This is a genomic window from Streptomyces sp. NPDC058619 (genome assembly GCF_042717785.1).
Classification (GTDB): domain Bacteria; phylum Actinomycetota; class Actinomycetes; order Streptomycetales; family Streptomycetaceae; genus Streptomyces.
In genome coordinates, this window is record NZ_JBHXQN010000001.1 from 404,807 (window position 1) to 414,835 (window position 10,029).

General features: G+C 72.7%; 11 protein-coding genes. 5 read left to right on the forward strand and 6 right to left on the reverse strand.

Going from position 1 to position 10,029, the window contains the following annotated elements; genetic code table 11:
• Window positions 1-4: 4 nt before the first annotated feature.
• The 4 genes from ACFWTC_RS01975 to hemL all read right to left on the reverse strand — a co-directional run bounded on the left by ACFWTC_RS01975 (window position 5) and on the right by hemL (window position 4,191).
• On the reverse strand, window positions 5-649 hold the full coding sequence (locus tag ACFWTC_RS01975) for a TlpA family protein disulfide reductase (protein WP_383920953.1): 645 nt from the start codon (window positions 647-649) through the stop codon (window positions 5-7).
• Between the two features lie 66 nt (window positions 650-715).
• The gene (locus ACFWTC_RS01980) at window positions 716-1,939 is read right to left on the reverse strand and encodes a hypothetical protein (protein WP_383921022.1); all 1,224 of its coding nucleotides are present in this window, start codon (window positions 1,937-1,939) and stop codon (window positions 716-718) included.
• A gap of 171 nt (window positions 1,940-2,110) precedes the next feature.
• The gene (locus tag ACFWTC_RS01985) at window positions 2,111-2,872 is read right to left on the reverse strand and encodes a histidine phosphatase family protein (RefSeq protein WP_383920951.1); all 762 of its coding nucleotides are present in this window, start codon (window positions 2,870-2,872) and stop codon (window positions 2,111-2,113) included.
• Window positions 2,869-4,191, reverse strand: a complete 1,323-nt coding sequence (gene hemL, locus ACFWTC_RS01990) for a glutamate-1-semialdehyde 2,1-aminomutase (RefSeq protein ID WP_383920948.1) — start codon at window positions 4,189-4,191, stop codon at window positions 2,869-2,871. The genes ACFWTC_RS01985 and hemL overlap by 4 nt, the downstream gene beginning before the upstream one ends.
• A 304-nt stretch (window positions 4,192-4,495) precedes the next feature.
• Here hemL and ACFWTC_RS01995 point away from each other — a divergent pair, with 304 nt between their 5' ends.
• From ACFWTC_RS01995 to ACFWTC_RS02005, 3 genes are all read left to right on the forward strand, one after another.
• Complete coding sequence (locus tag ACFWTC_RS01995; RefSeq protein WP_267724140.1) at window positions 4,496-4,933, forward strand: hypothetical protein; 438 nt, start codon at window positions 4,496-4,498, stop codon at window positions 4,931-4,933.
• Window positions 4,934-5,240: 307 nt separating this feature from the next.
• Complete coding sequence (locus ACFWTC_RS02000) at window positions 5,241-5,765, forward strand: GNAT family N-acetyltransferase (protein WP_383920945.1); 525 nt, start codon at window positions 5,241-5,243, stop codon at window positions 5,763-5,765.
• A 221-nt stretch (window positions 5,766-5,986) separates the two neighbouring features.
• Window positions 5,987-6,715 (forward strand): Mut7-C RNAse domain-containing protein, encoded by a 729-nt coding sequence (locus tag ACFWTC_RS02005; RefSeq protein WP_383920943.1) that lies wholly within the window; start codon window positions 5,987-5,989, stop codon window positions 6,713-6,715.
• Window positions 6,716-7,003: 288 nt separating this feature from the next.
• Here the strand turns inward: ACFWTC_RS02005 and ACFWTC_RS02010 are convergent, their stop codons facing one another.
• Complete coding sequence (locus ACFWTC_RS02010) at window positions 7,004-7,483, reverse strand: hypothetical protein (RefSeq protein ID WP_384026045.1); 480 nt, start codon at window positions 7,481-7,483, stop codon at window positions 7,004-7,006.
• Between the two features lie 164 nt (window positions 7,484-7,647).
• Between ACFWTC_RS02010 and ACFWTC_RS02015 the strand changes: the two genes are divergently transcribed.
• Window positions 7,648-7,983 carry a YnfA family protein gene (locus ACFWTC_RS02015; protein ID WP_073773865.1) on the forward strand — a complete coding sequence of 112 codons (336 nt, stop codon included), beginning with the start codon at window positions 7,648-7,650 and terminating at the stop codon, window positions 7,981-7,983.
• Window positions 7,984-8,078: 95 nt separating this feature from the next.
• Complete coding sequence (locus tag ACFWTC_RS02020; RefSeq protein WP_267844122.1) at window positions 8,079-8,846, forward strand: SDR family NAD(P)-dependent oxidoreductase; 768 nt, start codon at window positions 8,079-8,081, stop codon at window positions 8,844-8,846.
• Between the two features lie 74 nt (window positions 8,847-8,920).
• On the opposite strand, the gene ACFWTC_RS02025 is transcribed toward ACFWTC_RS02020, so the two are convergent.
• Window positions 8,921-9,658, reverse strand: a complete 738-nt coding sequence (locus tag ACFWTC_RS02025) for a polysaccharide deacetylase family protein (RefSeq protein WP_383920940.1) — start codon at window positions 9,656-9,658, stop codon at window positions 8,921-8,923.
• Between the last annotated feature and the right edge of the window lie 371 nt (window positions 9,659-10,029).

Genomic DNA, 10,029 nt, shown 5'->3' on the forward strand with positions numbered 1-10,029 from the left:
CGGGTCACTTCTCCGCGGCGAGCGGGTCGATCATCGAGCGGAGCTGCTCGTCGTTGATCGCGACCAGCGCGCGGGCGGCGATGCCGCCCTCCTTGTCGAGGACGATCGTGGAGGGGATCGCCTGCGGGTTCAGCGTGCCCTTGGGGAAGCGGAGCATCAGCTTGCCGTCGGGGTCGAAGAGGCTCGGGTAGGTGATCCCGTAGGTCTCCTCGAACGCGGTCGCGTTCTGCGTGCTGGTGTCGCGGGTGTTGATCCCGACGAAGGCGACGTCCGCGCCGGCGTCCGCGTACTCCTTCGACGCCTTCGCGAAGTACTTGGCCTCGCCGCGGCACGGCGGGCACCAGGAGCCCCACACGTTGAGGACGACGACCTTGCCCTTGAGCGTGGTGGTGTCGAGGGTCTGGCCGTCGACGGTCCCGCCGTCGAGCTTCGGCGCCGCGACGCGCTCGCCGCGGGCGACCGTCGAGATGCCGGAGGGTCCCGTGACGTAGTTGCCGCCGGACCCGCCGGAGGGCTTGCCGCCGCCGTCCGCTGACGTGCAGGACGCCAGGACCAGGACGCCCGCGGCGGTTGCCGCGGTCAGCAGGAGGGCGCGACCGCTGGTCGAGCGGCTGCTGCGTCGACGGGCACGTGCGCGGCTAAGGCTCATGTGAAAAGTTTCGCATGAGCAATCCGTCGATCTACCGCGCCCCCCGGCGCCCTGTCAATGCCCTGGTCAGGCGGTACCGAGGTACGTGTTCCAGCCGCCGGCCGGAGCCCGGCCGGGGGCGAGGCCGCGCAGCCGGTCGAGCACCTTGGGGTCCTGGACGTCGAGCCAGTCGGTGAACTGCCGGAATGATACGAGCCGTACGTCCCTTTTGTCCGCCATGCCCTTGAGGGCTTCCTCGACCGCGTCCATGTAGATGCCCCCGTTCCACTCCTCGAAGTGGTTGCCGATGAAGAGCGGGGCGCGGTTCGTCTCGTACGCCCGCCGGAATCCCCCGAGGTAGGTGGCCGTGGCCTGGGAGCGCCAGGCGGGGTAGTTGGCCGGGACGCCCCTGGTGGTGTTCTTCGACTGGTTGGCGAGGATGTTGTAGTCCATCGACAGCACCTCGAAGGAGTGGCCGGGAAAGGGCAGGGACTGCAGCGGCAGGTCCCACAGCCCCGACTTCTTCACCGGCCAGGTCTGGAGGCCGCCGGGCGAGCTGGAGTCGTAGCGCCAGCCCAGCATCCCGGCGGCGGGCAGCAGGCCGTCCCGGCCGAGGAGGCAGGGGGTGCGGGCGCCGACGAGCTCCTTGCGGTAGTCGAAGGGCAGCGGCTCCAGGTCGGTGAAGCCGGTGTTCGTGCGCCAGTTGGTGACGAACGACACGGACTGGTCGATCTCGCTGTGCCAGTCCTCGGGGCTCCAGCGGCCGACGGAGCCCGCTCCGCCGCAGAAGTGGCCGTTGAAGTGGGTCCCCACCTCGTGGCCGTCCAGCCACGCCTCGCGCACGTACTTCAACGTGTTGCGGACGTTCTCGTCCTTGAGGTAGCCGATGTCCGAGGCCCCGACGGGGTTCTTCGGCGGCTGGTACAGGGCCTTCTTCGACTCGGGCAGGAGGTAGAGGCCGGAGAGGAAGAAGGTCATGGCCGCGCCGTGGTCCTTGGCGAGCTTGAGGAAGCGCGGGAAGAGGCCGTTGCCGACCTCCCCCGCGCCGTCCCAGCTGAAGACGACGAACTGCGGCGGGGTCTCGCCCGGCTGGAGCGGCACGGGCTTGTCCGGCTGGTTCGGCTGCGGCCCGGTGTCGGCCGTGGAGCCGTCGCCGATGGACTTGACGGGAGGTCCGCCCGGGCCGGGAGTGGAGTCCCCCCGCCCCGGGCCGCCCGAACCGGCGTCACCGGAACCGCAGCCGGCGACGCCGGCCGCCGCAACGGCGCCAAGTCCGAGTCCGAGCACTCCCCTTCGACTGAAGTCGCGCATGTCACCGTCCTCGTCGTCCCCCGCCACCCACACGTCATTGCCCATATAAACGGACAATTCGACGGGTTGTGCGGTACTAGAACGGTGATTCCCATGCGACTTGTATTTATTTAGGAAAAGCCGTAACGGTTCGTAACAGACCGTCGATCAAGTGGTCAGGCGACCAGGCGATCAGGCGCCGAACGCCTTCGACTTGCCCTTCACCGGCTTCGCCCCCGCCAGCAGGTGCGCCGGGACCAGGTCCCGGGCCGGCTCGCTGTAGCCCACCGAGACCAGCGTGTCGCCCTGGTACGTGAAGGACGTCAGCGAGGCCAGCGTGCACTGGCGGCGCCGCGGGTCGTGCCACAGCCGGCGCTTCTCCGCGAAGCTGCGCACGATCCAGATCGGCAGCTGGTGGCTGACCGCCACGGCCTCGTGGCCGCGGGCCGCGTCGCGCGCCGTCTCCAGCGCGCTCATCATCCGGACCACCTGCTCGACGTACGGCTCGCCCCAGGAGGGCTTGAACGGGTTCGTCAGGTGCTTCCAGTTGCCGGGCTTGCGCAGCGCGCCGTCGCCGACCCCGAAGGTCTTGCCCTCGAAGACGTTCCCCGCCTCCAGCAGCCGCGCGTCCGTGGCCAGGTCCAGACCGTGACGCTTGGCGATCGGCTCGGCCGTCTCCTGCGCCCGCTCCAGCGGGGAGGCCACCACGTGGGTGATGTCACGGCCCCCCAAGTGCTCGGCGACCCGGTCGGCCATCTGCCGCCCCAGCTCGGACAGGTGGTAGCCCGCGCGACGGCCGTACAGGACCCCGTCGGGGTTGTGCACCTCGCCGTGGCGCACCAGGTGCACGACGGTGAAGTCGGGGGCGTCGCCGGGCAGGCGGCTGTGGGCGCCGCCGGTGCCGGCGTCGGCGTGGCCGGCGTGGTTGCCGGTGTAATTGCCGGGGGCGTTCATGCGGTGGCCTCCGCGGCGGCCCGGGCGGCGGCCGGCAGCGCGGCCGCGATCCGCTCGACCGCCTGCGCGTCGTGGGCGGTGGACACGAACCAGGACTCGAAGGCCGACGGCGGAAGGTAGACGCCCTGCGCCAGCATCGAGTGGAAGAACCCGTTGAAGCGGAAGGACTCCTGCTTCTTCGCGTCGTCGTAGGTACGGACCTCGTCCTCGGTGAAGAAGACCGAGAACATGTTGGACGCCGTCTGCACCCGGTGCGCCACGCCCTCCTTGGCGAGCGCGGCCGTCACCAGGCCCTGGATCTCCCCCGACACCGCGTCGATCTTCGCGTACGCCGCGTCGTCGAGCAGCCGCAGCTGCGCGAGACCGGCGGCGGTGGCGATGGGGTTCCCCGAGAGCGTGCCCGCCTGGTAGACGGGGCCGACGGGAGCGAGGTGGCCCATGACGTCGGCCCGGCCGCCGAAGGCCGCGGCCGGGAAGCCGCCGCCCATGACCTTGCCGAAGGTCATCAGGTCGGGCCTGACCCCGTCCACGCCGTACCAGCCCGCGCGCGAGGTACGGAATCCGGTCATCACCTCATCGGAGATGTACAGCGCGCCGTCCGCGCGGCACAGGTCGGCGAGCCCCTGGTTGAAGCCCGCGGCCGGCGTCACCACGCCCATGTTGCCGGGCGCGGCCTCGGTGATCACACAGGCGATCTCGCCGGGGTGCGCGGCGAAGGCCGCACGGACCGCTTCGAGGTCGTTGTAGGGGAGCACGATCGTGTCGCCGGCCTGCGCGCCCGTCACCCCGGGGGTGTCCGGCAGCGCGAAGGTCGCGAGGCCGGAACCGGCGGCGGCCAGCAGCGCGTCCACGTGACCGTGGTAGCAGCCGGCGAACTTCACGACCTTGGCGCGCCCGGTGAAGCCGCGTGCCAGCCGGATCGCCGACATGGTCGCCTCGGTGCCGGAGGACACCAGGCGCACCTGCTCGACGGGCTCGACGCGCGCGACGATCTCCTCCGCGAGCGCGACCTCGCCCTCACCGGGCGTACCGAAGGACGTACCGCGGGCGACGGCCGCCTGGACGGCAGCGATCACCTCGGGGTGGGAATGGCCGAGAATCATCGGTCCCCACGAGCAGACGAGGTCGACGTACTCCCGTCCGTCCGCGTCCGTGAGGTACGGACCGGTGCCGGACACCATGAACCGGGGCGTACCGCCCACGGCGCGGAAGGCGCGCACGGGAGAGTTCACGCCGCCGGGGGTCACGAGGGACGCGCGCTCGAAGAGCGTCTGCGAAACTGGGGCTTCATACGGGTACGGGTAGCTCACACCAGCCATGGTCTCAGAGGCCGCGACAGACTTGCGGACGGGCGTTTCACCGCGCCACCGCGGGGGAGGTCACTGCCATGATGATCAGGCTGCGTGGCGGGGGCCGCGGGGCCGGGGCAGGCAATACCAGTCGGGTGGATATATGCAACGCGGTGGTGGACCGGGCGAGGGTACGGACGGCCTGGACCCGCAGCGCGCCCGCGAGGCCCGCGAATCCCGCCGCCGCGGCAGGCACCGCCGCCGCTCCGCCGAGGCGGCCGACGCCGTCCCGAACCCCCTGGACGCCCCCGACGACCTTCCCCGGGGGCGCGGCATGGGAGTGACGTACAAGTACTTCGGCGCGCCCGACGGCGCGACGGCGGCACGCGTCCCGGTCACGATGCGGCCCGAGGAGCTCGGCGGCGACGAGCTGGGCATGGGCGGCCTCTTCAGCAAGATCAAGCCGGAGACGGTGGCCGCGATGGTCCTGACCGGCATCGAGGGCATACCGCTCCACAAGGTGCCCCCGCTGGAACTCGTCGTCCTCCACCCCGACTACGCCGTGGTCAAGCTCCCCATGACCGTGGTCGACCCGCTGCGCGGCATCGGCGAGGAGTCGGTGGGCGCCGCCGCCTTCATCTGGTCCACCGTCCCCGACCGCGGCGGCCCGCGCGACGCGTTCAACGTCTACCAGCTCCTCCACGAGTGGCAGGACTTCTCCCACCGCCTCCACGAGGCCGGCCACCAGCCGTACTGCCTGGTCTGGCCCTGACTCCCTGCTCCACGCTCGGCTCCACGGGCTCGGCGCTCGACCCTCCGGGGTCGGCGCTCGACCCTCCGAGGTCGGCGCCCGGCTCTCCGAGGTCGGACCTTCTCTCTCCGTCGGCGGTGTCCCTCATCGGGCACCCCTCGACCGCGCCGCAACGCACCGCTCTCCCGCCAGGCGCCGGGCACGCCAAGGCAGTACCCGGATGGCACGCCGGCGGCACCGGACCGGGCACGGGGGCTACGCGGGACCGGGCACGGGACGGCGACGCGGGACCGGACACGGGGGCGGCGCCGGACGTAGCCTCGCGGGCATGACGCGACGAGAGAACCCCGCCCAGGTCCGGCTCACCGCCTGGGCCCCGGAGGACTTCCCGCTGCTGCTGCGCAAGAACTCGGCCGAGATGACCCGGTTCCTGGGCGGCCCGGAGAGCGAGGAGAAGCTCGCCGGCCGCCAGCAGCGGTACGAGGCGCTCAGCGCGCGGGAGCCCGCCGCCGGGCGGATGTTCCGGGTCGCCCTCGCGGACACCGCGGAACCGGTCGGCTCGGTCGGCTTCTGGGAACGGGAGTGGCGGGGCGAGCCGGTGTACGAAGCCGGCTGGGCCGTCTTTCCGGAGTACCAGGGGCGCGGCCTCGCCGTGACCGCCCTCACGGAACTACTCGCGTACGCCCGCGCCCACGGCACCCGGGCCGCCGTCCACGCCTTCCCCGGCACGGACCACCCGGCGTCCAACGCGGTGTGCCGTCGAGCGGGCTTCACCTGCCTCGGGGAGGTCGACTTCGAGTACCCGCCGGGGGTCCCCCACCCGAGCCGGGACTGGCGCCACCCCCTGAGGTAGCCCCACCCCCCGCCCCGGACACGCGCACCCCAGAGCACCGCACCCGCGCGCCCGGCACGCCCCGCCGGGCGGCGGCCGCACCCCCCGCGGGGCTTCGCGCCCGGCGCCCCCGGCGGCGCGGTCGGCGCGCACCGCCGGGGGCGGAGGCGGCACCGGGGCGGAGGCGGAGGCGCCAGGTAATTCGGCGGCTGCCACCCCCTCGGCAGTGGCATGCTGACCGGGTGAACGGACCCGGCATTCAGCTCACCCTCGCCCCTGAACTGCGCCTCTTCGCCCCGCCCAGCCGGCGCGCGGAACGCGTACCGACCACGACCGACGGCGCCTCCAGCCTCGGCCACGTCGTCGAATCGACCGGTGTCCCTCTCACCGAGGTCGGCCGGCTGCTCGTCGACGGACACGAGGTGCCCGTGTCCTACGTCCCCCAAGACGGCCAGTCCGTCGAGGTGTTCGCGGTCGACCGCCCCCAGCACGTCCCCGGCGCCCCCCTCCGCTTCCTCCTCGACGTCCACCTCGGCACCCTCGCCCGCCGCCTGCGCCTCCTCGGCGTCGACGCCGCGTACGAGAACGAGGACATCGGCGACCCCGCCCTCGCCACCCGCTCCGCCGCCGAACAGCGTGTGCTGCTCTCCCGCGACCGCGGACTGCTGCGCCGCCGCGAGATCTTCGCCGGTGCGTACGTCTACAGCGACAACCCCGACGAGCAACTGCGCGACATCCTTGGCCGCTTCGCCCCCGCACTCGCCCCATGGACCCGCTGCACCGCGTGCAACGGCACGCTCCGCGAGGCCACCAAGGACAGCGTCGGCGAGCGCCTGGAAGACGGCACCCAACGCTCCTACGACGTCTTCGCCCAGTGCGTGGACTGCGAGCGCGTCTACTGGCGCGGCGCCCACCACGCCCGCCTGGAACGCATCGTCGACGAAGCGCTCGTCGAATTCGGCACGGCCTGACCCGGCACGGCCTCATCCGGCACGGCCTGGCCCCGCACGGCCTCACCCGGCACGGCCTGACCCCCGCACCGCCGGACTCCGCACGGCCTCACCGGCGGGCCGGACCCCCGACCCCGAGGCGCTGCTCGACAGCTACCACGGCGAACGCCACCCCGTCGGCCGTCTCGTCCTGAGCGTCAGCGGCGCCCTCGTCCGTACCGTCACGGCATCCGGCCCCGCCCGGCGCACCGGCGGCCTCCTCGCCGCCCGGGGGGCAGCGCCGCACGAGCCCCGCCCCCGTCCGCGCCCTCAGAAGGCGTAGGCATCACCCGTGTCCAGCGCCAGCACCACGTGCTCGTTGTTGAGGTGGTTCCGGTCCGTCGCCCCGCCGTTCCACCACGTGTCGACCCGCACCACCACCTCCGCCGCGGGCTCCCGCAGCCCCAGCTCCAGCCCGATGTGCCGTCCCCGCCCGTGCAGCGGCAACGGCCCCGTCTCGCACACCACCTCGCGCAGCCCCACCCGCGCGCAGCCCCCCGCCAGCTCCTGCCGGTCCGCGAGGTCCGCCGACAGCCGGACCCGCACCGTCGCGTTCGCCAGCGCGGCCGGACCGTCGTTCTCCGGCACCAGCCAGATCCGCAGCTGCCCCTGGGACAGCGCGACCCGCCCGTGGTACGCCACGTCGGCCTCCGGCCCCGCCCACGCACGGGCTCCCGCCGGCACACTCACGCCGAGCGTCAGCAACCCGGCCACCACCACACTCCGTACGGCACCACGGCGCACCGCCATCACCTCCACGCGCGGAGGCTAGCCAGCACCCACCCCGTCCGGTCGGACCATCACACGAAGGAGGGCGCGCCCACCCCCATCTGCCCGCGCCCGTCTGCCCGCGCCCGCGCCCACCCCCATCTGCCCCCACCCCCGGCCGCGGAGCGCCCGCATACCGTGGGGCCATGCTGATCGCCCGCTCCGCCGCCCTCTTCGCCCTCGCCGCCCTCCTGGAGATCGGCGGCGCCTGGCTCGTCTGGCAGGGCGTGCGCGAGCACAAGGGCTGGGCCTGGATCGGCGCCGGGGTCATCGCCCTCGGCCTCTACGGATTCGTCGCCACCCTCCAGCCCCAGGGCGACTTCGCCCGCGTCCTCGCCGCCTACGGCGGGGTCTTCGTCGCCGGCTCCCTCGTCTGGGGCGCGGTCGCCGACGGCTACCGCCCCGACCGCTGGGACATCACCGGAGCCCTCGTCTGCCTGGCCGGCATGGCCCTGATCATGTACGCCCCGCGCGGCCGGTGAGCGGCTCCGCCCGCGCCTATGCTGGCGGTGAAGGGCCCGTACGGATGAACGAACGACCGACCGGGCAACACCGAGCACCAGCGAGGAGCCCGCACATGAGCACGGCCACCCGAACCGCCGTAGTCACCGGCGCGAGCAGCGGCATCGGCGCGGCCACCGCCCGGCAACTCGCCGCGGCCGGCTACCACGTGGTCCTCACCGCCCGCCGCAAGGACCGCATCGAGGCCCTCGCCGCCGAGATCACCGCGGCCGGCCACTCCGCCGCCGCCCACGCCCTCGACGTCACCGACCGCGCCGCCGTCGACGCCTTCGCCGCGTCCCTGGAGCGCTGCGACGTACTCGTCAACAACGCCGGCGGCGCCATCGGAGCCGAGCCCGTCGCCACCGGCGACCCCGCCGACTGGCGCACGATGTACGAGGTCAACGTCATCGGCACCCTCCACGTCACCCAGGCGCTGCTCCCCGCCCTCACCGCCTCCGGCGACGGCACGGTCGTCGTGCTCTCCTCCACCGCCGGGCACTCCACGTACGAGGGCGGAGCCGGCTACGTCGCCGCCAAGAACGGCGCCCGCGTCCTCGCCGAGACCCTCCGCCTGGAGATCGTCGGCCAGCCCGTACGCGTAATCGAGATCGCCCCCGGCATGGTCAAGACCGAGGAGTTCGCCACCACCCGCTTCCGCGGCGACACCGAGAAGGCGGAGAAGGTCTACGCGGGCGTCGCCGCCCCGCTCTCCGCCGACGACGTGGCCGACACCATCACCTGGGCGGTGACCCGTCCCAGCCACGTCAACATCGACCTGCTGGTGGTCCGCCCCCGCGCCCAGGCCTCGAACACGAAGGTCCACCGCGACCTGGGCCTGTAGGCACGGGCCGTACGGCCTCTCCGGGCCCGCCGGCACGGGGGCCCGCCGGCACGGGCCCGCCTACTCCTCGCCGTTCAGACCAGCCCGGCCGCCTTCAGGTGCGGCATGAGGGCCGCCGGCTTCAGTCCGGCGGCCCTCGCCGCGTCCAGCGCCCGCCGCAGGTCCGCGGCCAGCGTCGGCGTGAAGTGCAGCAGCACGATGTCGCCGCTCTTGAGCTGCGGCGTCGCCGGCGTCCCGCTCCAGGTCGTGAAGTCGTGCGTCCAGGTGATCACCGCCTTCACCCCGCACGCCTTCGCCGCGAGCCGCACGTCGTCGTTCAGGACCCCGTACGGCGGCCGCAGCAGCTTCGGCTGCCTGCCGAAGGCCGCCTCCAGCTGCTCACCCGCCCCGCACACCTCCGCGTCCTTGCCGGCCGCGTCGAGCGCGGTCAGGTCCGGGTGGTTGACGGTGTGGTTCTCGACGGTCACCCGCCCCTGCTCGGCAAGAGCGGTGAAGTACTGCGTGTCGTACGCGGTCGCTCCCGGCAGCAGGAACAACGACGCCGGCACCCGCTTCTCCAGCAGGATCCGGGCAGCCTCCGGATCATGGTTCCAGCCGTCGTCGATCGTGATGAACACGACCTTCTCCTGCGTCGGTACGTGGGACACGACCGGCGGCAGCCCCACCCCGGGCCGACCGCCCCCGGCCTCGGCCGGACCGCCCCCCTCCCCGCCCCCCTCCCCGGCCCCGGCCCCGGCCTGAGCGGATCCGGCGGCCCCGAGGGCGAGCGACAACGACGCGAGCGCGGCAAGAAGCACGCGAGATCTCCCCATGCGGCACACCTTGGTCTGGACCAACTCCGCCCGTCAATCCCCTCGGCGCCGATTTTCGATTCCTCCAAGTCGGCGCCAAAACAGTCGAGTTGACACGCATCGCCGGAACTCGCCATTCCGTCACACGTTCGAGTGAAGTGCACACAAATCGGCCGAAGCCCTTGGAAGTCACACCTAAGTTCGACGGCAACACGAACGGCCCCCGACCGGGATGGCAGTCCCGACCGAGGGCCTCACCGTCGAGGAAAAGAGACTTCCCCATGGCTGAACCGGACCCTAGTAGGGCTTGGTCAGGTTGGGGCTGGTGTGGGTATGTCGCGGTGGCAGGTGGGGCAGACGCCGGTCCATGTCGCGAGGAGGGTCTGTAGCTC